This is a genomic window from Geomonas propionica (genome assembly GCF_016458235.1).
GTDB lineage: Bacteria > Desulfobacterota > Desulfuromonadia > Geobacterales > Geobacteraceae > Geomonas > Geomonas propionica.
In genome coordinates, this window is the sequence record NZ_JAEMHK010000001.1 from 37420 (window position 1) to 58822 (window position 21403).

19 protein-coding genes are annotated in these 21403 nt (G+C 56.4%); 5 read left to right on the forward strand and 14 right to left on the reverse strand.

Annotation, left to right across the window (positions count from 1 at the left end; translation table 11 throughout):
• Positions 1-28: 28 nt before the first annotated feature.
• The 11 genes from JFN90_RS00175 to JFN90_RS00225 form a co-directional block, all read right to left on the reverse strand.
• Positions 29-1003: a ComEC/Rec2 family competence protein gene (locus tag JFN90_RS00175; RefSeq protein WP_199393085.1), complete on the reverse strand. Its 975-nt coding sequence runs from the start codon at positions 1001-1003 to the stop codon at positions 29-31.
• A complete protein-coding gene (locus JFN90_RS00180; RefSeq protein WP_199393086.1) occupies positions 996-1697 on the reverse strand; it encodes a response regulator in 702 nt (233 codons plus the stop codon). Before JFN90_RS00180 ends, JFN90_RS00175 begins: the two co-directional genes overlap by 8 nt.
• Positions 1690-3798, reverse strand: coding sequence for a sensor histidine kinase (locus JFN90_RS00185; protein ID WP_199393087.1), 2109 nt, complete (start codon positions 3796-3798; stop codon positions 1690-1692). The genes JFN90_RS00180 and JFN90_RS00185 overlap by 8 nt, the downstream gene beginning before the upstream one ends.
• Positions 3799-3916: 118 nt before the next feature.
• Positions 3917-5668, reverse strand: coding sequence for an HsdM family class I SAM-dependent methyltransferase (locus tag JFN90_RS00190; protein ID WP_199393088.1), 1752 nt, complete (start codon positions 5666-5668; stop codon positions 3917-3919).
• Positions 5669-6705: 1037 nt separating this feature from the next.
• Positions 6706-7356 carry a fibronectin type III domain-containing protein gene (locus tag JFN90_RS00195; protein ID WP_199393089.1) on the reverse strand — a complete coding sequence of 217 codons (651 nt, stop codon included), beginning with the start codon at positions 7354-7356 and terminating at the stop codon, positions 6706-6708.
• A 214-nt stretch (positions 7357-7570) separates the two neighbouring features.
• Positions 7571-7819: a helix-turn-helix domain-containing protein gene (locus JFN90_RS00200; RefSeq protein WP_199393090.1), complete on the reverse strand. Its 249-nt coding sequence runs from the start codon at positions 7817-7819 to the stop codon at positions 7571-7573.
• Positions 7816-7971 carry an antitoxin MazE-like protein gene (locus tag JFN90_RS00205; protein ID WP_199393091.1) on the reverse strand — a complete coding sequence of 52 codons (156 nt, stop codon included), beginning with the start codon at positions 7969-7971 and terminating at the stop codon, positions 7816-7818. The genes JFN90_RS00200 and JFN90_RS00205 overlap by 4 nt, the downstream gene beginning before the upstream one ends.
• Complete coding sequence (locus JFN90_RS00210) at positions 7968-8213, reverse strand: DUF2442 domain-containing protein (protein WP_199393092.1); 246 nt, start codon at positions 8211-8213, stop codon at positions 7968-7970. Before JFN90_RS00210 ends, JFN90_RS00205 begins: the two co-directional genes overlap by 4 nt.
• 7 nt (positions 8214-8220) lie before the next feature.
• Positions 8221-8487, reverse strand: a complete 267-nt coding sequence (locus tag JFN90_RS00215) for a DUF4160 domain-containing protein (RefSeq protein ID WP_199393093.1) — start codon at positions 8485-8487, stop codon at positions 8221-8223.
• 64 nt (positions 8488-8551) lie between these two features.
• Complete coding sequence (locus JFN90_RS00220) at positions 8552-9031, reverse strand: hypothetical protein (RefSeq protein WP_199393094.1); 480 nt, start codon at positions 9029-9031, stop codon at positions 8552-8554.
• The gene (locus tag JFN90_RS00225; protein ID WP_199393095.1) at positions 9028-9726 is read right to left on the reverse strand and encodes a glycoside hydrolase family 24 protein; all 699 of its coding nucleotides are present in this window, start codon (positions 9724-9726) and stop codon (positions 9028-9030) included. The genes JFN90_RS00220 and JFN90_RS00225 overlap by 4 nt, the downstream gene beginning before the upstream one ends.
• A gap of 353 nt (positions 9727-10079) precedes the next feature.
• On the opposite strand from JFN90_RS00225, the gene JFN90_RS00230 reads away from it, so the two are divergent.
• The 5 genes from JFN90_RS00230 (at position 10080) to JFN90_RS00250 (ending at position 15272) form a co-directional block, all read left to right on the forward strand.
• Positions 10080-10808, forward strand: coding sequence for an SRPBCC family protein (locus JFN90_RS00230; RefSeq protein ID WP_199393096.1), 729 nt, complete (start codon positions 10080-10082; stop codon positions 10806-10808).
• A gap of 40 nt (positions 10809-10848) precedes the next feature.
• On the forward strand, positions 10849-12069 hold the full coding sequence (locus JFN90_RS00235) for a zinc-dependent alcohol dehydrogenase (RefSeq protein ID WP_199393097.1): 1221 nt from the start codon (positions 10849-10851) through the stop codon (positions 12067-12069).
• A 48-nt stretch (positions 12070-12117) separates the two neighbouring features.
• Positions 12118-12978, forward strand: coding sequence for an SDR family oxidoreductase (locus JFN90_RS00240; RefSeq protein WP_199393098.1), 861 nt, complete (start codon positions 12118-12120; stop codon positions 12976-12978).
• Between the two features lie 92 nt (positions 12979-13070).
• Positions 13071-14144 (forward strand): SDR family NAD(P)-dependent oxidoreductase, encoded by a 1074-nt coding sequence (locus tag JFN90_RS00245; RefSeq protein ID WP_199393099.1) that lies wholly within the window; start codon positions 13071-13073, stop codon positions 14142-14144.
• 165 nt (positions 14145-14309) lie between these two features.
• Entirely contained in the window at positions 14310-15272 is a 963-nt protein-coding gene (locus JFN90_RS00250; RefSeq protein ID WP_199393100.1) for a YihY/virulence factor BrkB family protein, read from the forward strand.
• Positions 15273-15398: 126 nt separating this feature from the next.
• Here JFN90_RS00250 and JFN90_RS00255 read toward each other — a convergent pair whose 3' ends face one another.
• From JFN90_RS00255 to JFN90_RS00265, 3 genes are all read right to left on the reverse strand, one after another.
• Positions 15399-15857, reverse strand: a complete 459-nt coding sequence (locus JFN90_RS00255) for a CHRD domain-containing protein (RefSeq protein ID WP_199393101.1) — start codon at positions 15855-15857, stop codon at positions 15399-15401.
• Between the two features lie 17 nt (positions 15858-15874).
• Positions 15875-19216: a maltose alpha-D-glucosyltransferase gene (treS, locus tag JFN90_RS00260; protein ID WP_199393102.1), complete on the reverse strand. Its 3342-nt coding sequence runs from the start codon at positions 19214-19216 to the stop codon at positions 15875-15877.
• Positions 19217-19366: 150 nt separating this feature from the next.
• Positions 19367-21346 (reverse strand): alpha-1,4-glucan--maltose-1-phosphate maltosyltransferase, encoded by a 1980-nt coding sequence (locus tag JFN90_RS00265; RefSeq protein WP_199393103.1) that lies wholly within the window; start codon positions 21344-21346, stop codon positions 19367-19369.
• Positions 21347-21403: the final 57 nt, after the last annotated feature.

The window sequence follows — 21403 nt, forward strand, 5'->3', positions numbered from 1 at the left end:
CCTCCCCCTTGATCGTTCCCTGCCTTTTCTATGCCCGACAGAGGGGGGAAGTAATTCTTTCAGCAACGAATTTAGAGTGCCGCGAGAAAACCTTCTTTAGATCTGCCATATCAGTATCTAAGTCTATAACTACTGTTCCTCCGCAACAGTAGTTACAAGCTACTCCTTTTGACGGGAAAGCCAGCAGGTGACTGGGGGTGCCGGAAGGCAACTCTGCGGAGCAGCGCATTGAGAGTTGGGTACATATTATATGTGCGTCAGGGGCAGCCTCCTTAACGCTTTTGACAACCGTTGGTTGCGGATTGTCATACCGGCCCCTCTCCATTGAAAAAACAACAATTGAGGGATTAACCGCTTCAGTGAGAGATTTGACAAAAGCTTCGTTATCTGCTTTACAATGGCCACCGTGATGAGGATAAACCAGCATTGCAGCAGTAACGTCAGCTCCTTCTTTTAACATGTAATCGAGGGCAGAGGCATCCATATCGCCAGGAATCAAGGCAATGGGGACCCCTTTGTAAACAATCTTTATTACAACAGACATCGTGTTCTGCTGGATTGTTTTACCTTCTAGCAATTTCTCTCCGACACCACCTAATACATTTTCTGGGAATGGAGATAAAATTTCGACTTCTACCTCTCCACAACCTAACTTTTTTGAAAGGGTCGTTGTAAGCTCAGTGTGAATTTCGGTCCCCCTACGCCTGGCATCACCAGCAGCAACCCTAAAATCAGTCCAAGCTTTTGAGTTCTTGGCTTTCTCCTGATTTATAAACACCCTTCTAACTGTGATGTCCTGGTTCAGCAACAGGTTGGTCAGGCCACCAATGTGATCTGCGTCAGGGTGGGACACAAATATATAGGCAAGTTCCTTGACCGCTAACTGCTCTAGCGCCTCCATCAATGTAGCACCAGAAGGTGCATCAATAACCATTGCCCCACCAGAATCAACAAGTATTGTTGAATTACCATGCCCTACATCCATTACAATTAACTTATGCAAGACCATCATCCTCCTCAGGTTCTGGAGCAACTTCAAAATCGAAGAAGAACAGCTCGTCTGGGTCTACGGATCCAATGTTTACCTTGGCGAAGAGGTATTGGCCTACTTTCGGTTCGATTTCGCATTGAATTAACGCAGCAGGAAACCTAACTGCTCTTTGAAAATCCCACCCGGGAAGAAACGCATCAATTACATTTTCACCCCCATCTTGAGTCAAGTTGTCAATGCGTAGCAGGACCCGATGAGGCTTGCGGTTTAGGTGTATGTTACCGAACAACTCTGACAAGCATTTTTCAAAGCCTTTAACTATCGTCTCAGACGTTGCTTGATGCCTTGGCAGAAGCACGGGGATGTGACGTCGCCATTCTCGTATTGACACGGCAGTGTCCATCTCATTGTATTGAGTAATTAATATGGCAGGAACTTTATTCTCGTATAATCTAGCTACCAAACTCGCACCGTTAAAGGTAGCGTAGCCATATGGATTTAGCCTATGGTCACATAGGGCCGCCTGAGCAGACGACATGATTTTCGCCATCAGATCATCTATGTTCTCGAACGGGCCAGTTATCACAACAGGCTCGAGCCCGGCATCTTCAATTTGCCACACAGCAATTTCTATTTCTTTCTCATCATCATCGATCACCGCTACTCTATCAATCTTCAAACTCGGATGTTCTATCGGCTTATGCACCATTGCCTCCTGCTATTGGTAATTCGACTGTGAATTCAGCTCCACCCATTTCACCCTGTGGTATGGCATATACTTTTCCAGAAAGATCATTAACAGCGTCACGCACAATGCTAAGGCCAAAGCCAGTCCCATCTGCAAAGGTTGTTCGCCCCGGAAGCCAAATTTCGTCAAGATCTATGTCTACAATTCCTAAAGCGTTATCCATCACCTGTATTAAGACTTTTTCTCCTGACAGCAGTGTCCTTACAGTAACTTGCCGACCTGTTGTTCTAGCGCCCTCGACCTTAAAGGCGTTGATGGTATTAGTTATAAGGTTCGCAATGATTGCTTCAAGCAGTGCAACACTTCCGACTACGAAAGGCACAGAATCAACGAATTCTAGATTGAGCAAAATCTTAGAATTCTCCAAAAAAGGTCCAAATAACATGCGCATAGCTTCTATGACATCATGAACATTGACATTTCCACCACGCCGCTTATCCCTTTTAAGCAAGTATAACGGGAGGGAAGCAAAACTACGCAGTGACTGAGCTGACTTTCTGATTAGCTCGACCTGTTTCCCTATAAGGGAATACTGCTGTCCAAACGCTTTTTCACCACGAATTTTAATAATTTCCGACACCTTCTCTATTTGAGTAGCAGGTTTCGAGGCTTCGTGGGCAAAAACTGCTGAGGTCGTGCCAGCAGTAGCTAAAGACCGATATAATTGTAAGTCCTCCCTTAGTGCTTCTGTTTCACGACCAACAGCCCTTTTATATTCTTCGATCGCCTTCTTGACAATAATCTGCTTATCATCCGGCAGTTGCGCCTTAATTATCTCGTCAAGTTTTTCTGTGCGTCTCTTTACGGATGATGTGGAGTCCTGTCTCTCTTTGGCTCTTCTTGCCTCAGCTTCTTTGAGGCGCATTTTTGCCATCCAGTCTAGAGCTTCTTTTGCAAACCGCTTCAATTCATGAAACGCATCATTTTCGATAAATCCCATTCGGTCTGTTTTTTGAACCAACCGCTCATCAGCCTCTTGGAGTATGACTCTTCCAATCGAAGTATTTGTAGATGGTCGTTCTTCAGGACTTTTTACTCGGGAAAGATTCATTTCAAGCCAGTCATGGCCGCTATCGCCGTATGGCCTCACGCGCAGATGGCGTTGATACAAATGGACCCCTCCTACAACCTTCAACCACTCTTTGACTTCCTTTTTTGTCGCATTACGAGAGGAAAATGTCTTGGAGTCGAGGAGAAACACCCACAAATCAAACCTAGCCGCCACCGTACTAAATTGCTTTTCCGGGTTCAAGTTTTCGGTGTGCCACCGGACACTTCCCTTCCAATCAACAACCCTCACATCCGCAATTCCCGATCCATTTACCTCAGCAATTAAGTGATACTCCGCTTCGTCAAAGTACGCATTGCGAACCTTCCTTTCGATATCATCGTATCCAGGAGCAATTAAAGATGGGTTAAATCCGGTGGCATTACTAAATGGATCAGAAAGTAAAAGAATGTGCCGAGCTAAACGTTCTATTTCCCTTCTATTCAGAGGTATTCTAAGATCTGTGATGAGGATTTCAATACCTGAGCTTTTGTCAGTAACGCGTCTTTTTATATCAAGCTTTACGTCCTCAAGAAACTCGACTGTGTCATATTTATCCCAATCCAAGCAGACTTCGTACTCAATACCAGGTTCGCTAGCCGGGCGGGATATCAGAATCGCTTCTTTGCCCATTCTTAAAGCAGCTAAACGTCCAAGCCCTTTATCTCCAACGGGAATCCTACCCTTTTTTGTCAGGAGATATTCGGATTTTCTAGATTTTCCTAAAACAAGCCAGCCATGTTTAATATTATGATAATCCATCCCTTCCCCGTTGTCGCTAATAAGGAGGGACGTCCTGTTTGTTGCTTCAACAATGATTTCAATTACACAATCAGTTGCATCTGCATCATAAGAATTTCTTACCAACTCCATGATGCCTTGGTCGGGGTCAGGAGTGAGTTCTTCCCCTAGCCGCGCAAGGATTCCAGTAGCGACTTTGAGATGTTCACCTTCTATATGATCATTATTATCTTCCATTGCAACCATCTGTTTTGATTCCAGCTTTTCCATAGTTCCTCGCATATGGCATTTTGTGTTTTGCTTCAACCAATTTAGTTTTGGTTAGCCACTAACTCATGCCCGCAGTCGCGGCCGCTCGCAGATACGATGGGACTTAGACAACCGGACCCTAAGACTTTGGCGCGACCTGGGTCTTGCCTATAACAGCAATATGTAAGGCCTCTTGAACATCGTGCCCCTTCGAAATCATCTTCTTCAACAACGTCGGGTTAGGAAGAGATAACTGACTTAGTTCGAAAGCCGAGACATTTGTCGCACCAGAAATACACCGAAAGAATCGGTCGACTATATCGGCAGTCAGTAAATCTGCCATTTCCTTTGGTGATAGTACCGGCTCTTCTGCGACCTGCTCCAAGATCACCGTGTGGTTTTCTCCGACAAAGCCACCATACTTCTCAAAGATAAAATGCGGAACAGCTGCCGCAACAAGCCTATGGGGTTGATCGTTCGATGTCACTCTTTGAATTAAGACGCTAGGGCGTCGGATGACTGAGGCATGGGTTCTCGCGCCAAAGTCGACAAAACACGGCTCTTCATTATTCTTCTCATGACCATCAAAAATTAAATTCCCTCCCTTCTTTATGTCACTTGACCAAAGCAAAGGCACGGCTGTACTCGAGCCATGAGTATCTGCAGCCGACATAAAGACTGGTCTAGTATCACGGTTCCAAACGAATGATCCAATCCGAACTCTATATCCATAGTCCTTTATCCGAAAAGGCAAGACAGCAGCATTTTCGAGTAACGACACATCATCTACGACTCTTGGAATAGGCCACACCGCACCAGATTTCGGCAGAATGCATTGCCCTACATCTACGTATTTACCATCTCGAGAGACTACTGACACCGAGGGCTTCAATTCTGTTGCAAAGGGAGCCAACGCGCGCCGTAGAATGGTCAAAGCCGTTTCTTGTTCAACATCAAAGAAAACGCCGGACCGATCGCTGACCATCCCTATTCTCAAGATTCGAGCTTCTTTTACCAAAAACACCCTAAGCTTTGAAAAATACTGCCCCGAAAGAAAACTTGTCGGGGTGACAAGGGCACATACACCGTTTGGCTTCAACAATCGTACGCTCAAAGCGATGAATAAACCGTACATGTTGGGTTGCGACTGCATAACCTCTTCAAAGTGGCTTCGATAAGTTATACTTTCATTTGGCGTTACCTTGCGGTAGGGCGGATTGCATACAAGCACATCAATAGCACCATGCAGATGTTCCATATCCCGGAGAGAATCACAGGTGGTTATTTTGAAGGTCGGCTCTCTCTGAGCTTTAATTATTTCTTCATGCAAAGCCATCTTTAGGAACTGGTGTGACATTGCACACAGCGTTACATCGAGGTCGGCACCAAACAAATTTGATTCAACATGTTGCAAGATGCGGTCTGGGGTATGTTTTTCCGCTTTTAACGCAGCTTTCATTCTCAAGGCTATGGGTGCCAGAAAAGCAGCCCCACCGCAGGCGGGGTCGAAAAAATTGCCGGTAGAGAATTGAACGCCCTCCAACTCCAGGTCACTGAGGATCCGCTCAGTAATAGATGGTGGAGTAAAGAACATTGCAAGCGATTTGCGATATTTTTTCCCCACCAAGATTGCATACGCAGAACTTAGCCAATATGCCGCCTCCAAAAAGCTTTGCTCCGTTAAAGCGGTAATAAACGAAGCTAAACAAGGCACTTTTTGTAAAGCAGCCTTGGATGGCAGGTTTGCCGGTGTCAGCCCGGGGAATTTCTGCGAGCACCAGGTGTCCAGAACAGTCCCTACCATTTCAGCAGGACTGTACGTATTGCCTTCCATCAAAGATACTAAATTACGGATGTGTCTTGCGAATGCTGTCTTTGAAGCTTTATCCATTTCACTTCCAGTAGGTTAACTAGGTGAACAACATTTGTGCAATGATAGGCTTAGTTGTTGCGGCTGAAAATGAGCCCAAGGCAGGTAAATTTACCACGACCAGCCCTTTAACGACACTGGAATTATGGCGATGCTTTGTCGGCAGTATCTGCGCCGGGCTTTACGCAACCCTCAAGAATTTCAATGAAAACGAATAACACATAGTAAGGCTTTAATAAAGCAGATTCCCCTAGCCCCCCTCCGAAAGAACCTCCTTTACCTCACGCAGAGACTCAAAGTCGCAAGAGGCCGAGGCGATTCCTGGGTATTAGTTGGATTAACGGCGATCCACTCACGGGAGTGGGAGGTTCGTTTACCACTATCCTCAGCGAGATTAGCCAAAACCATGTGGTGCTTACACTATTTATAATGGAACAGTGAAATCTCGAGCTCGATTTCCACAAATTCCATCGCAATAGTGCATAGTCAGTCCAAGATTTCACTATTTCAAATGGAATAGTGCAATCTTGGGTCGGAATTGCACTATTCGGTTTGAAATTTCAGTATTTTCTCCCAAGATCTCACTATTCCAAACGGAATTGCACTATTTCCATCAGGATTGCACTATTTCAGTTGGAATAGTGAGATCTCGAGTGGGATTTGCGCTATTCGAAATGAAATTAGAAAATTTCGGATGAAATAGCACTATTCTGGTCCCGGCTGTGGAATTCCGGCGGGAAGAGGTCCAACCCAAGCGGGTCGAGCGGCAGGAAACCCGTGTGGGTGCGGACAGGGGCGGCTGGGTGTCAAAGCGGCCGTGAGGATAGTGGGATTCGGGCTGGGATTCATTTCGTGGGGTAAAAGGCGGGATGTTCGGGGGATGAAAGAGCAAAGCCGGCTGCATTGCGGTGCAGCCGGCTGGTGTAACGTGTGATCAAAAACCACTCCCCCCTGTCCCCCCTTCGCAAAGTGGGGAACCTGGTTGTTCTGCAGCGCTTCGTGAGTGAAGACTCTGCGCTTCCTGGGGTTACCTTCCCAAAGGGGAACTGGTCTTTGCTTTAGATGATGATCAATTCCTTCACCTCCGACCAAGGCCCGACTCCCGCATCGGTCATCAGCCGTGCCCTGAAGTAGGCCCGGCGTGCCGGATCCAATCCTTCTACGGTGAAGTGACAGTAATGGGAAATCTTCAGCGGTTGCCACGATTCTGCCAAGGCCGGATCGCCATAACAGACCTTTAATTCGACACTCCCCTTCCCTTCCCAACTGCTGACGTAGATTTTTATAGTTCCGGACTTGTCGCCATGACTGACCTTGAACTTGTTGAACTGCTTGGGCAGCTTCACGGCGGTGGTCCGGGGCGCTTTTTGATGTCTGTTCACAGGAACGCCGTCGAGGTGGCTGGGATCGTTATTATGGGTCGCGTACATGACCACATACTGGCAGGAGAACTTTATGGACTGGATCATCTTTTCGCGCTTCTCAAGCCTTTGGGGCTCTTTCGATGGATCCTGCCTTGCCGCATTCGATGCCTGTTTGACCTGCTGGGAGTCATCCCTGAGCATGCCCGGGCCAGGAATACATTTCGGAACGTCCTGCTCCTTGTAGGCTGCGTGTCCCTCCAGATGGTCTGCCAGCGTTTCACCGCATAGCGCCAGATCTCCGTCAGAAAGTTCCTTTAGGCCTGCAATGTCGAAAGGTTCGCTCATCGTCGCCTCCATTTTTGTGCATAGTGGGTGGGTATAACTATTAAAGCACGCCAATCCAGTTGTCAAGGAAGCCGCTAAGATTTTTCCTTACCGGGTACATCCTTTTGGCGTGAGTTCGGAGTTATGGTGGGCTTCGACGGTGCACTTGGGGTGGGAATTACCGAAAGATGGGCCCAGAGGGGGGGGGAAGATGGGCCTTTATACGGAGGGGGGGCTATAGAAAAACGCGGTAATCTATATTGAGGACGTCAGCGAGCCTTCTGGCGGTTTCCTTGCCTATCGGACGTTTGCCGTTCTCCATTTCGCTGATGTGGTGTTGCGCTATACCCGTCAATTCTGCCAACTGCTTTTGCGCCAGTCCCTCTTTGCCCCGAGCACCACGGATGGCTACTCCGCCGCTGTTCCATGCCAGCTCAGGTGACACTTCCTCGGGGGTATAGGCAGGTTGTGTATTGTGCATCATTCATTACTCCAGTCCGCCACTTCGGCAACTTCCTCAAGATCTTCCAGATTGTGACGGCCTTGGAATACCAGGCGAGATTGCCTCTGGCATTCTGCTTCCAAATCAGGGATGGCTTCGGGCTCCAGGTACTCGCATTCTCCAGCGTGGCTCATGGATCCACCTCTGGCTGGAGGCCAGCCAAAAGCGTTTCGGGAGCGATATCCTGCTCGTTGGGCCAGGTCACGGCACCGAGAAAGATACCTACCTTGTTGAAATATGTCACATCCTTCAGCTCTTGGAAAACGCCATGCTCCAGATATGGCTTCACGTCGAAGACGCCCTTGCGTCCGTCCTCAATTTCGACATAAATGCGGTAATCGGGCATCGCTTTTACGACTTTCACATCCCAGTACATCTTTTCCTCACAAAGGCTTAATTTTGTATGGGTTCTCTCCTTGAGCAGCAAGAGCCCAGTCCGCCTGCAATTCTTCACGATGGAGTTCTAGCCAGGCCAGAACTAGCCTAAATTGTTTTCGTGGGAGTTGTCCAGCCAAAACTTTTCCATCTTCGATACTTATGGAAGCCTCATGTTCTGCGTATCTAGCGTGGAAGTGAGGTAGGCTGTGGTGATGGTTGTCGAGCAGGTACATTCTAATGATTATGCCGTAGAACATGGAAATAACCGGCATTGCGCCTCCAAGGGGCCTACCAGAGCATTCACTGGATGCCTCTACAGCTCATGGTGATATCTCGTCACCTGTGCGGGTCGCGTTCCGTTGTTCTGGTGTACGTTCCGGAATAGGAATCTCCAACCCATGCATAGGACTTATTGTTTTTCAGCCGGAACCCATACCACTTCACCTTGATCTTTCCGTGCTTTACGTCGGAAACATCTACCACTGCCAAGGGCTTGTGCTTATCGAAACGATTCCAAGGCAAGCTTGCCCCACCAACGCCAACCTCAATTACGTCTCCAAATACCACATCAACCTGGTTTAGCTTGGCATTGAGCTGATAGAAGACCGTTATGTACACTTGGTTCGACTCAACGCAAAATGGTTGCGGCTTACCTTCCGGCTGAATGTCTATGCACTCTCCGCAAAGGCATTCTACCGAGTTAGCTCCAGCCTTTACCCATTTGCCCGAAATTTCTTTTGCTGTAACGCCTGCATTAGCCGCATTTGCCGCCCCCAGAAGAATTACCACCACGATTTGTTTGACCCAATTTCTCATCGTTGACTCCACCTTGTTAGGCTCCTTGTATAAACCTCAAGCAATTCCTTCATTGTTCGTGTTGGCTGGCCATATGGGGATCCTGGTAGGCTTGCCCACTCTCTATTCCCATTGCGTATGGCTTGCTCAACAGCTCCAGCCAGTAGGGGCTTCAACATATTCCTTCTCTTGAAGAGCTTTACTGCCGCTTCATCCTGAGACTTCGGAGAGAAATCCGGCATGTTCAATCCACTCCAGGTGCTATGAAGGAATTGGTATCTGCCTGCAGCTGTGCTTTTCAGTGATTTGCTGAGGGTAACAATGACGTTGGGATGCTTCCCGAAATCAGTGATAGGTTGACTCCCCTTCCCCTTTACCATGGTGTTGTAACCTGCACCTTCTGCGTGCGCGACTACATCCAGCAAAGCTTTTACGCGAGGATCTTTTACTAACTCCTCTTCAGAAGACAATTCATTTACTGGCTTCGGCTGACGACTTCTGGCAGCACTCGCACCACCTAGGCCAGCCACATTTCCACTCAATTGTTTTATATTTGGATCACCATGATCCTTCATCCCAAGTGGACCGGGTGTGTCGCCGACAAATGATCTTGGCGAGTCTGGTGAGGCAGCATCGTTGTGGCCGAGGGGGCCGGGGGTGAGGGAGGGGCGCTGGAAGGGGTCGCGACGGAGGTGCAATTGACGGGAGTTGGCCATCTTGGAACCTCCTGTGGGAGGGTGCGTGAAGATGGAAATGTACCAAGGGGGGAACGGGTGTCAAACGGGGTGAGGCGGGATTGGTGGGTGGATCAAAGGCAAATCCCCCCTGTCCCTCCTCCGGGGGAGGGGGCTCCCCGACCTCAGCCCCCCGCCACTCTGCCCACTCCCAATCCGGCAGCTCCGCTACCTCCGCTGGCTCCCATAAATCCCATCATTCTCATTGCTCCCATAACTCCCATAATTCCGCCCTCCCCCGTTGCAAACCAACCGGCTTATGTTAGTTTGTTCTAATTCAAAAAACCGGACCTTAATAAGAGCGAGCGGCAACAGCTTCCAAGGGAGGATCAGGCATGGAACCGAGTGAAACCGAACGCGGCCAGTCGAGAGAATGGCGAAGAGACAGGCGTGTCAATGTAGGTCCCGCCGAGAGGAAGGCGTCCGTCGTCGGCGGTGCCGCCCTGGCGGTGTCGGGGCTGAGATGCATCAGCAAGAGGAATTACGCCTCGGGGCTGGCGATGATGATCGCGGGAGGAATGTTCCTGTACCGGGGCCAAACCGGGCACTGCGGCATCTACGACGCAATGGGGGTCGACACCGTGCACACACACAACTCTGCCTTGACCATTACCAAGGCGGTCACCATCGGCCTGCCGCCACAGGAGGTTTACGAATTCTGGCGCAACCTGGAGAACCTGCCCCGTTTCATGAGGCACCTGGAGTCGGTGCAGGTGACCGGCGCGCGCACCTCGCACTGGAAGGCGGTCGGCCCGGGCGGCATCAGCGCGGAATGGGACGCCGAGATGATGGAGGACATGCCGGGCCAGCAGATCAGCTGGCATTCGGTAGGCGAAGCGGACGTGCCCAACAAGGGAAGCGTGGAGTTCAAGGAGGCGCCGGGACACCGCGGCACTGAGGTGAAGGTCACCATCGACTACTACCCCCCCGGCGGTGGCGCGGGGAAGGTGGCGGCCAAGCTCGCCCAGGGGATCAACGCGCAGCAACTCGAGGAAGATCTCAAGAGGCTCAAGCAGATCCTTGAAGTGGGAGAGGAAACCACGGCCCGGCGGACGGTCGCATAAATCGCTATCCCGCCGGAGACGCGGCGGACAAGGGGGGTATATGAGGGCGGTATGCTGGCACGGCAAGCACGACGTGCGGGTGGACGAGGTAGCGGACCCGCAAATCGTCAGCAAGGGAGATGTCATCGTGAAGGTCGGGCTCACCTGCATCTGCGGCTCAGACCTGCACCTGTATAACGGTTACGTCCCCACCATGAAGAAAGGGGACATCATGGGGCACGAGTTCGTCGGCGAGATCGTCGAGACCGGGAGCGGCGTCACCCGCTTCCATATCGGCGACCGGGTCATCGTTCCCTTCCCGATATCCTGCGGCGTCTGTTGGTACTGCAAGCACGAACTCTGGTCGCTGTGCGACAACTCCAATCCCAACTCCTGGATGCTCGAGCACCTCTACGGCGACACCGGCGGCGGCATCTTCGGCTATTCGCACATGTACGGCGGCTTCTCCGGCGGCCAGGCCGAGTACGTGCGGGTCCCTTTCGCGGACGTCGGGCTGGAAAAGATCCCTGATGGGATCCCCTACGAACAGGTGGTGCTCCTGACCGACATCTGCCCGACCGGCTACCAGGCCGCCGACAACTGCAATATAAACCCCGGCGATACCGTCGCCGTCTGGGGGTGCGGCCCGGTCGGTCTGATGGCCATGATGTCGGCGCGCCACCTCGGTGCCGAGCGGGTGATCGGCATTGACCGCTTCCCGGACCGTCTGCAGATGGCGCACTCCCAATGCCGCGCAGAGGTACTCAACTATGAGGAAGTGGATGTGGCGGAAGCGCTGCAGAACATGACTGGCGGACGCGGCCCTGACTCCTGCATCGATGCGGTGGGGCTGGAGGCGGTCGGAACCGGCATCGAGGGGATTTACGATTCGGTGAAGCAGACCCTCCGGCTGGTAACGGATCGTGCCTCGGCGTTGCGCCAACTGACCAAGGCGTGCCGCAAGGGGGGGACGCTCTCCATCGTCGGGGTCTACAGCGGCTTTATCGACAAGTTCCCCATGGGCGCCATCTTCGCCAAGGGGCTGACGCTACATGCAGGGCAGGCCCACGTACACAAGTACCTGCCGCATCTGGTCAAACTGGTCGCCGAACAGCAACTGAACCCGTCGTCGATCATCACGCACCGCCTGTCGCTCGATCAGGCGCCCGGCGCCTACAAGACCTTCCTAAACAAGCAGGATTCCTGCATTAAAATCGTGCTGAACCCTCAGGAGTCGGCCAGTGCCGCCAGGCCGGGTTCGCAGGACGCGGGAGCAGTCTAAGCTCCGTCCGCAACCCCACATGGCGTGCCGCCATAGAGGAGGTAACAGATGACCCCGCAAGAGGAGAAGCCCTTCCCGCGCCAGCGCCAGGAGCAGCCGGCCAGTGAAGCGGAAATGACCCCCAGGCCGGATAGCGGTGAGTTCGAATACCGCGGTTCGTCGCGGCTGCAGGGGAAAACCGCCCTTATCACCGGGGGCGACAGCGGTATCGGCCGCGCGGTCGCCATCGCCTACGCACGCGAGGGGGCCAACATCGCCTTCGCCTATCTCGAAGAGGACCAGGATGCCCGGGAGACCCGGGACATCGTGGAACGGGAGGGGGTGCGCTGCCTCGCCTTCCGCGGCGATGTGGGGCAGGAGCAGTTCTGCATCGACATCGTCGGCAAGACCGTGGCCGCCTTCGGCAAGCTGGACATCGTGGTGAATAATGCCGCCGAACAGCACTACCGCGAGAGCCTGGAGCAGATCTCCGCGGAACAGCTGGAGCGTACCTTCCGCACCAACATCTTTTCCTACTTCTTCCTGACCAAGGCGGCGCTCAAGCACCTGCAAGAAGGTTCCCGCATCATCAACACCACCTCGGTGACCGCCTTCAAAGGGAGCCCAATGCTGCTCGACTACTCCTCGACCAAGGGGGCCATCGTCGCCTTCACCCGTTCGCTCGCCCTCTCCCTGGCGGAGAAGGGGATCCTGGTCAACGCCGTCGCTCCGGGCCCGATCTGGACGCCGCTTATCCCCGGCACCTTCCCAGAGGAAAAGACCGAGAAGTTCGGCACTGACGTGCCGCTTAAGCGTGCCGGGCAGCCGGTGGAGGTGGCCTACAGTTACGTCTTTCTCGCCTCCGAGGGGGGCTCCTACATGACCGGCCAGATCCTGCACCCCAACGGCGGCACCATCGTCGGCGGCTAGCAAAGCCCCAATCAATTGCAAAAGTTGCCCTTGTCCCCCCTCCCCCTTGCGGGAGGGGGGGCAGTCCCGAAAGAGCCTAGAAAGGAGCATCCATGAAATCTGCCGATCGACGCAATTCGCTGGCCCTGGCCATGTTGGGAGCCGGGGCCGCTTTTTTCCTCTGGAGCCTGCGCCGCAACGCGCGCCGCATCGACTTTCTCGGCAAGACCGTAGTGATCACGGGCGGGTCACGCGGACTCGGGCTCGAGATCGCCCGGCAACTGGTCAAGGAAGGGGCGAGGCTGGTGCTGCTGGCGCGCAGGCCTGACGAACTGGAGCGCGCCCGGGCCGAGTTGGCTCGCTCCGGCGGGGACGTGATCACCTTCCCCTGCGACGTCGGGGTGCGCCAACAGGTCGAGGAAGCCGTGGCTGCGGTGATCGAGCTGCGCCACAAGATCGATGTCCTCATCAACGTCGCCGGCATCATACAAGTGGCCCCGTTCGAGAACCTGGAGCTGAAGGACTTCCAGGAATCCATGGATGTCCACGCCTGGGGACCGTATCACATGATCCGCGCCGTGGCGCCGCACATGCAGCGGCGCCGGAGCGGCCGCATCGTCAACGTCTCATCGATAGGCGGATTGGTAGCCGTGCCGCACCTGCTGGCTTACACCATGGGCAAGTTCGCGCTGACCGGCCTCTCCGACGGCTTCCGCGCGGAACTCGCCAAGGACGGCATCTACGTCACCACCGTCGCCCCCGGCCTAATGCGCACCGGCTCGCACGTCAACGCCAACTTCAAGGGGCAGTACAAGAAAGAATTCGCCTGGTTCGCTATTTCCGGCGCCAACCCCGCGTTATCCACCTCAGCGCCGGCCGCCGCGCACAAGATCATCGAGGCCTGCCGGTATGGCCAGGCCCGCCTGATCGTCAACTGGCCCGCCCGCATCCTGCACGCCGCCAACGCCCTGCTCCCCGAGGTCACTTCTTTCGCCACCGGGATGGCGGCCAGAATGCTCCCCGCGCCGGCAGCATCCACCGACAACGAACAGCATCCCGGCTGGGACAGCCGCTCCAAACTGGCCCCGTCGCTCCTCACCCGTCCCAGCGATCGCGCCATCGAGGCGAATAACGAGCAGCCGGCAGAGTCACCCTACGTGGCACGGGTCCATGGCGGGAGACAATGAGATCGCCGCTCGATCATCAGTAGAGGCGCAGTCTCTTCGTCCCCTCCCCTGGAGGGGGAGGGACAGGGCGGGGGATTAGCACTGTTGCCCCCCTCCCAACCTCCCCCCTCCAGGGGGAGGAGTGGCACAGCCACCCAGTCTGACCACCGGAGCAAGGAGGCCCACATGTTCTCACTGCGCAGCTACTTCAAGCTGGGTGACACCAGCTATATGGACCTGGCCAAGAAGGTCTTCCACAAGTTCAGCGACGAGGATTGCTCGGAACACGCCGCGGCCATGGCCTACTACTTCCTGTTCGCATCGTTCCCGTTCCTGCTCTTTCTCACCACCCTGATCGGGTACCTCCCTATCCCGCACCTCATGGAGTACATGCTGAACAACGCTGCAAAGTTCCTCCCGTCGGAAGCGTTTTCCCTGATCGAGAGCAACATCCGGTCGCTGTTCATGAACAAGAAGCAGGGGCTTTTGTCGGTCGGCATCCTGCTGGCGCTGTGGGCTTCCTCGAACGCCATCGTGTCGGTCATGGACGCCATGAACAACCTCTACGACGTCAAAGAGGGGCGCCCGTTCTGGAAGGTGCGCCTGATCGCCATCGGACTGGTGCTCGGTCTCTCGCTGCTGGTCCTCGGGGCGATGGTCCTGCTCATGTTCGGGGTGAAAATCGCGAACTTCGTGGCGGGGCTGATCAACTTCGGTGTGGCTTTCAAGGTCGGTTTCGTGATCGGCCTCATCCCGGTCACCCTGTTCCTCCTGGTACTCGCCATCGCTGTCATTTACTACTTCACGCCGGACGTAGAGCACGAGTGGAAATGGATCAGCCCGGGTGCGGTGGTGGCCATCCCCTGCTGGATCGCGATGTCCTTCGGGTTCTCCTATTACATCAACAATTTCGGCTCCTACGACAAGACCTACGGTAGCATCGGCGCCGTCATCGTGCTCCTGTTGTGGCTCTACCTGAGCGGCCTGATCATCCTGGCGGGCGCCGTCATCAACGCGGTGATCGAGCACAGTTCGGAGGAAGGGAAGGAGCCGGGTGAGAAGGTGGAAGGGGAGCATGCCGCCGAGCGCGGCACCCATTCAAAAGCGGAATCACAGCAGAAGGAAAAGGAAGAATTGACAAGATCATAGCTTCGTTAGTGTCGTGTAGTGGTCCCCCCTCCCTATCCCTCCCCCTCCGGGGGAGGGGGCCAAACGCGCCTCCCCCCAGAGGGGGGAGGCTGGGTAGGGGGCGCAAAACTTGGCGCCTCCTACCAGTTATTTGATCTGCCCCCGGATCTCGCCCATGGGGTAGGTCACCGTCGGCACGTCCACGTAGGCCTCTCCGGCATCTATAATGCGCACCAGGTCCTCCACCGTCTTCCCCTCCAGCTCTCCGATCAGGTTTTCGTTGGTGATGAGCCCCTCGGAAAGAATTCCCTTGAACTTACCCATCTTGACCGGCCCCCCGAACAGCCCCACCAGCGGAGGGCCGTTCTGCCCCGGCTTGCCGTGGTGGATGTGCGCCGCGACCGGACTCGTTATCCTGCTCACATTCAGCTCGTAACTCATCTCGCCGTCCGCGTAGATCATCTTGATGTCCCCCCGGGCCGGAGTCTTCACCGCGGGAACCTCCTGCTGCCCCGAAAGCTTCGCCCGGAAGATCCGCTGTTCCGCCGCCGCCGGCAGGGCAGCAAGTACCGCCATAACCACGACCGACATCTGCCATTTCTTCATAATGGATATCCCCTTTTTCAGCGTCCCTCCGGCCGCGCGCTTGCCTGTCCCACGGCCAGAAGGTCGAGTATGCCGGAGAGCGGGATGGAAACCCAGTCCGGACGGTTGTTGAGCTCGTAGCCCAGTTCGTAGATCGCCTTGTCCAGCATGAAGGTCTGCAGCATGATCTCGATCTCGTCCTGCGCCGTCGGCATGAAGCGGGCGCCAGCTACCCCCTCCTTGTACGCCTGCAGGAAGACGGTGGCGCTGTAGCGATACCAGGCCTGCACCCAGGGGAGCAGGTAGGCGATGTCCTCGTCCCGCACCTGGGTGCGCTGCATGATGACGGCATGCGCGGCGTAGTGGAAGGAACGCAGCATCCCCGCCACGTCCCGCAGCGGAGACTGCTTGATCCTGCGCTCGCTGAGCGACTTCACCGGCTCCCCTTCGAGGTCGATGATGAGGAAGTTGTCGCCGGTGTAGAGCAACTGGCCCAGGTGGTAATCGCCGTGGATGCGGGTCTTCATGGCGCCGAACTTGCGCACCATGAACTTCTGGAACACGGTGAGCACGTCGTTCTCCATGGCGAGGAGCCCTTCGGCATCGCCGGCCACGTGCTGCGGGATGCGGGCCATGTTCTTGCGCAACAGGTCGAACACCTTCTTGCAGCGGCTGCGCATGGACTGGTACACCGAGCGCTGGTACAGGAGCGCGAAGGGCTCCGCGGCGAAATCGGGATCGTCGTTCCGAGAGGAAAGCGCCAGGTGGAATTCGGCCGTCCTCCTGCCGATCAGGGCCACCATCTCGGGGTAGACACCCTGGATCAGCTCCAGCAGAGTCGCGGTATAGCCGCTGGACTCGTTCCCTGGATGCGGCTCCAGCTTCGACTTCCTGGCCTCCTCGCGCTGGGCGAGGACCCGGTCCACGAACTGCCCGACCTCGCCTAGGGTGAAGGTCCAGGCGTCTCCCTGGTTAGGCACGAACCCCTGCAAAAGCCCCAATGCGTAGCTCTCGCCGTTGCTGCGCCGGTATTCCAGCGACCCGGCCAGGGGCGCGACGTGCGGGAAGCGCACCCGGTCCAGGAAGGTGCCGATCTCCACCTCGGGATGGGCCCCCTCCTCCATGCGCCGGTACATCTTGAGGAAGAAGCTCTTCTCGAAAAGCACGGCGCTGTTGCTCTGCTCGGATTTCAACACCTGCGACGGGAACGGGATCTGCTTTCCTTCCATGAGAGCGGCCATGCCGGAGGTGGGGCGCCCGGAAAACCTGCCGCTGTCGCCGCGCAGCGTCTTGCGGCGCCAGATCAGTTCGAAGAGGATCCAGCGCAGGTGGGAGTTGTGCAGCCCGTCGTAGAGCACCCCCGGGCGGTCGCCGACCTTGAGCAGGCAGATCACCGCCTCCGGCGCGTCTCCCAGCAGGGCTTCACCGCCGCCGTCCATGGGGAGGTAGTGCAGCGGCAGCAGATATACCTCGGGAGCCCCCTCGCTGTAGGTCACCTCCAGGAAGGTGATCATCACCGAAGTACCGTCGATGGGTACCGGGAGCCGGTCCAGCACCGAGAAGCGCACCATGACTCGGCTCTTGCCCTGGAACCAGCGCGATTTCCTGAGATAGTCCGGCAGCACCGATTGCTCCAGCTGGCGTAGCCCGGCGGCCTTCAGCACGTTCTCCCAGCCACCCGCCACCGCGATCTCCTCCAGCACCCCTTCTTCGCGCGGCTTGGTCTTCTCGCGGCCGTCGGTCAAGAGGAGCAGGTGGTAGTCGTACGGCCCCATGATGACTCCGTAGGGTGAGTCCTTGATGGCGGGGAAGCGGTTGCGGCTGAACATCTCCTCGGGGAAAAACCCCACGAAGCGGGGCTGGTTCACCTGCACGAACTGGGTGGCCCGGGAGAGGTTTATGAGCACCAGGATGGTCTGGTCCTCGTACTGGCGCAGCATGGCGAGCACCTTGGGGTTGTCCAGGGTGATGAACTCCAGCGTCCCCCACCCAAAGGCGCGGAACCGCTTCCTGAGGTCGATCATCCGCTTCATCCACCAGAGCAGAGAAGAAGGGTTCTTGGCTTGGTTCTCGACGTTGCGCGCCTCGTAGTGGTACTCCGGGTCGATGATGGTCGGCAGGTAGAGCTTCTGCGGGTTGGCCGGCGAGAAGCCCGCGTTTCTGTCCGGGCTCCACTGCATCGGGGTGCGCACGCCGTTACGGTCGCCCAGGTAGTAGTTGTCCCCCATGCCGATCTCGTCGCCGTAGTAGATGATGGGGGTGCCGGGCATGGTGAAGAGGAGCACGTTCATCAGCTCAATCTTGCGCCGGTCGTCCCCCATGAGCGGCGCCAACCGGCGCCGGATGCCCAGGTTGATGCGGGCGCGCGGGTCCCGGGCGTAGATGCGGTACATGTAGTCCCGCTCCTCGTCAGTCACCATCTCCAGGGTGAGCTCGTCGTGGTTTCTTAAAAACATGGCCCACTGGCAGTGCGGGGGGATGGTCGGGGTCTGCTGCATGATGTTGATGATGGGGAAGGAGTCCTCCATCTGCAGCGCCATGAACATGCGGGGCATGAGCGGGAAGTGGAACGCCATCTGGCAGGCGGCGCCCCCCCCGAAATAGGAGGCGGCGTCCTCGGGCCACTGGTTCGCCTCGGCGAGCAGCATCTTGTCCGGGTACTTGGCGTCGATGTAGGAGCGCAGCTTCTTCAGGAACTCGTAGGTCTCCGGGAGGTTCTCGCAGTTGGTCCCCTCGCGCTCGTACAGGTAGGGGACCGCGTCGAGCCTGAGGCCGTTCACCCCCATGCCGAACCAGAAATCGATGACCCGGAACATCGCCTCGTGCACCCGCGGGTTGTCGTAGTTCAGGTCGGGCTGGTGCGAATAGAAGCGGTGCCAGTAGTAACTCTTGGCGATCGGATCGCGGGTCCAGTTGGAGACCTCGAAGTCCTTGAAGATGATGCGCGCGTCCAGGTACTTGTCCGGGGTTTCGCTCCATACGTAGAAGTCGCGCCAGGGGGAGCCGGGCTTGGCGTTGCGCGACTTCTGGAACCAGGGGTGCTGGTCCGAGGTGTGGTTCAGCACCAGCTCGGTGATGACCCGCATGCCAAGGGCGTGCGCCCCCTTGAGGAAGTCCTGGAAATCGCGCAAGGTGCCGTAGTCCGGGTGGACGCTGCGGTAGTCGGCGATGTCGTAGCCGTCGTCCCTGAGCGGCGAGGGGTAGAAGGGGAGCACCCAGACCGCAGTGATGCCCAGGTCGCGTAGGTAGGGGAGCTTCTGCAAGAGCCCCCGGAAATCGCCGATGCCGTCCCCGTTGGAATCGCAGAAACTCCGGATGTGCACCTCGTAGATGACGGCGTCCTTGAACCAGAGCGGGTTTTTCTCGTTGCGAAATGGCATGGTTCCCCCCCAAGCACTGCTGCCAACTCCGGACTTTAGCTCCTCCCCCCGGAGGGGGGAGGCTGGGAGGGGGGGCGTTGTGCCGATGGTCCGGAAGCCCCCTCCCCACCCTCCCCCTCCAGGGGAGGGAGATAGGACACGGAGCCGTCGCTAAAAGTAGTAGTCGAAATCGGACTCCCGGCGCTGCCAAGTGCTGATCCGGTAGATGCAGGCCGGATTCACCTGCGGGTCGAGCCGCACGGTGGTGGTGTCACCCTGCCAGATGGAGTGATCCCCCCCGATCAGGTCGTGCAACAGGTACGACTGCCCCGGCAGGACGCCGAACAGCTCCAGCGGTAGCTGAAGGCGCGCCGTGCGCACCCGGAATGGGTCGAGGTTCACCGCCACCAACAGCGACCCCTTCGTCTGCTTGGCGATCTTGGCGTAGAAGATGACGCTGTCGTCGTCGGACGGCAGGAAGGTGACGTTGTTAGTCTGCTGTAGCGCGACGTGATCGCGACGAATTCGGTTCAGGGTGATGATCAGTTCGCGGATGTTGCCGGACGCCTTCCGGTCCCAGTGGCGGATCTCGTACTTCTCCGCGTCCAGGTATTCCTCCGAACCGGGCTTTTCCGGCTTCCCCACGCAGAGTTCGTACACCGGGCCGTAAATACCGTAGTTGGAGGAAAGCGTCGCCGCGAGCGCGAGCCGGATCATGAAGGCGGGGCGCCCGCCGTACTGCAGGTACTCGGTCAGGATGTCCGGTGTGTTGGGCCAGAAGTTCGGGCGCATGAACTCCCTGGTGTCGCCGCGGGTCAGCTCAGTCAGGTACTCGGTCAACTCCCCCTTGCTGTTGCGCCAGGAAAAGTAGCTGTAGGACTGGGTGAAACCAGCCTTGGCTAGTCTCGCCATGATCTTCGGGCGAGTGAACGCCTCGGCCAGGAAGATGACGTCCTGGCACTTCCCTTTCGCTTGGTCTATCAGCCACTCCCACATCGGGAACGGTTTGGTGTGCGGGTTGTCCACCCGGAAGATGCGGACGCCGTGGTCCATCCAGAAGAAAACGATCGACTTCAGCTCCTCCCAGAGTTCCTCCCACTGCGGCGTCTCGAAGTTGATCGGCACGATGTCCTGGTACTTCTTGGGCGGGTTCTCGGCGTATTGCACGGTCCCATCCGGGCGCCACCTGAACCACTCCGGGTGCTCCTTCAGATAGGGATGGTCCGGTGAGCACTGGAAGGCGAGGTCGAGGGCGATCTCGATGACGTGTTTTTCCGCCTCGCGCACCAGGTCCCCGAAGTCCTCCAGGGTACCGAGATCCGGGTGCACCGCCTTGTGCCCACCATCCTCGGAGCCGATGGCCCAGGGGCTGCCGGGGTCGCCCGGCTGCGCTTCGACCGCGTTTGCCCTTCCCTTCCTTTTGCTGGTGCCGATAGGGTGGATCGGGGGAAGGTAGAGGACGTCGAAGCCGAGTTCGGAGACGTCGGGAAGGAGCGCAATGCAGTCGCGCAGCGTGCCGTGACGTCCATCGGCTCCCAGCGAGCGGGGGAACACCTCGTACCAGCTGCTGAAGAGCGCCTTCTTGCGGTCCACCCGGACCACCAGTTCCTTCGGGTAGCGTGTGGCGAGCCCGCGTGCGCAGCATGTGCTGACCAGGTCGGAGAGGCGGGTATCGAGCCCCAGCGCCACGGCCCCCTCCTGCTCCCTTTCCACCGTGAGCGCCGTCACCGCCTCGCGCAGCCGCGCCGCGTCCTCCTGGTTGGCCTCGCCGACGGCCTGCTCTAGGATCTTGGCGCCAATTTGTAGGTCCACCGCCACGTCCTGTCCCGCCTCGAACCTCTTTTGCAGATCCCTCTGCCAGGTCCGGAAGTGGTCCACCCACCCCATCAGGGTGTACTGGTAGAAGCCGGGCTCGCCCAGGACGAAGCTCCCCTCCCAGCGGTCGTTGTCCAGGCGGCGCATCTCCTTCTCCTGCCAGTCGTCTTCCCCCATCCTGCGGTAGAGGAGCAGCGCCACGACCTCGTCGTGACCGTCGCTGAAGACGTCCGCCTGCACCACCATCTCGTCGCCGGTCACCCGCTGCACGGGGAACCTGCCGCAGTCGATCTGCGGGTGCACGACCTCGATCGCTATCCGGGCTCTCCCTTCCATAGGCTCACCTCGGTCACTAACTCCCTCCCCCTGGAGGGGGAGGGCTGGGGAGGGGAG

Coding starts and splice junctions, on each gene's coding strand:
- JFN90_RS00225 (WP_199393095.1), bottom strand. CDS start 9,726: ATGGCCAACTCCCGTCAATTGCACCTCCGTCGCGACCCCTTCCAGCGC.
- JFN90_RS00235 (WP_199393097.1), top strand. CDS start 10,849: ATGAGGGCGGTATGCTGGCACGGCAAGCACGACGTGCGGGTGGACGAG.
- JFN90_RS00200 (WP_199393090.1), bottom strand. CDS start 7,819: ATGATGCACAATACACAACCTGCCTATACCCCCGAGGAAGTGTCACCT.
- treS (WP_199393102.1), bottom strand. CDS start 19,216: ATGCCATTTCGCAACGAGAAAAACCCGCTCTGGTTCAAGGACGCCGTC.
- JFN90_RS00190 (WP_199393088.1), bottom strand. CDS start 5,668: ATGGATAAAGCTTCAAAGACAGCATTCGCAAGACACATCCGTAATTTA.
- JFN90_RS00230 (WP_199393096.1), top strand. CDS start 10,080: ATGGAACCGAGTGAAACCGAACGCGGCCAGTCGAGAGAATGGCGAAGA.
- JFN90_RS00220 (WP_199393094.1), bottom strand. CDS start 9,031: ATGAGAAATTGGGTCAAACAAATCGTGGTGGTAATTCTTCTGGGGGCG.
- JFN90_RS00210 (WP_199393092.1), bottom strand. CDS start 8,213: ATGTACTGGGATGTGAAAGTCGTAAAAGCGATGCCCGATTACCGCATT.
- JFN90_RS00185 (WP_199393087.1), bottom strand. CDS start 3,798: ATGGAAAAGCTGGAATCAAAACAGATGGTTGCAATGGAAGATAATAAT.
- JFN90_RS00215 (WP_199393093.1), bottom strand. CDS start 8,487: ATGCCGGTTATTTCCATGTTCTACGGCATAATCATTAGAATGTACCTG.
- JFN90_RS00195 (WP_199393089.1), bottom strand. CDS start 7,356: ATGAGCGAACCTTTCGACATTGCAGGCCTAAAGGAACTTTCTGACGGA.
- JFN90_RS00255 (WP_199393101.1), bottom strand. CDS start 15,857: ATGAAGAAATGGCAGATGTCGGTCGTGGTTATGGCGGTACTTGCTGCC.
- JFN90_RS00265 (WP_199393103.1), bottom strand. CDS start 21,346: ATGGAAGGGAGAGCCCGGATAGCGATCGAGGTCGTGCACCCGCAGATC.
- JFN90_RS00205 (WP_199393091.1), bottom strand. CDS start 7,971: ATGAGCCACGCTGGAGAATGCGAGTACCTGGAGCCCGAAGCCATCCCT.
- JFN90_RS00240 (WP_199393098.1), top strand. CDS start 12,118: ATGACCCCGCAAGAGGAGAAGCCCTTCCCGCGCCAGCGCCAGGAGCAG.
- JFN90_RS00245 (WP_199393099.1), top strand. CDS start 13,071: ATGAAATCTGCCGATCGACGCAATTCGCTGGCCCTGGCCATGTTGGGA.
- JFN90_RS00250 (WP_199393100.1), top strand. CDS start 14,310: ATGTTCTCACTGCGCAGCTACTTCAAGCTGGGTGACACCAGCTATATG.